Raw genomic sequence first — 435 nt, forward strand, 5'->3', positions numbered from 1 at the left:
TGGACAAGCGGCAGGGCGGGCACCACAGAAGAGTTCAAGGATATGGAGGGCAGGGTGGTGCTGAAGAAGGTTTGGGAAAGCGAAAGCTCCGCCCTGTCCACCCAGTACCTGTACGACGACATGGGCAGTCTTCGCTACGTGCTGCCACCGGCGGTAACGGCCAACAGCTTCACCGAGGCCGACGCCGTATTCGGGAACTACATCTACGGCTACCATTACGACGGCCGGAAGAGGGTCATCGAAAAGAAGATCCCCGGCAGGGGCTGGGAGCACCTGGTGTACAACAGGCTGGACCAGGTGGTGCTCACGCAGGACGCCAACCTGCGCGCGCAGAACCAGTGGCTGTTCACCAAGTACGATGCCCTGGGCAGGACGATCATAACAGGCCTTTTGGGCAGCACTTCTACCAGGGCGATGTGGCAGACGGGCATGGAC

General features: G+C 60.7%; 1 pseudogene. It reads left to right on the forward strand.

The features are described 5' to 3' along the window. Positions 1–435: pseudogene (locus JHD69_RS20420) on the forward strand (DUF6443 domain-containing protein); the annotation flags it as partial.

Origin of the sequence: Pedobacter sp. ASV12 (assembly GCF_016429155.1) — a bacterium.
In the GTDB taxonomy this organism is placed as follows: Bacteria; Bacteroidota; Bacteroidia; order Sphingobacteriales; family Sphingobacteriaceae; genus Pedobacter.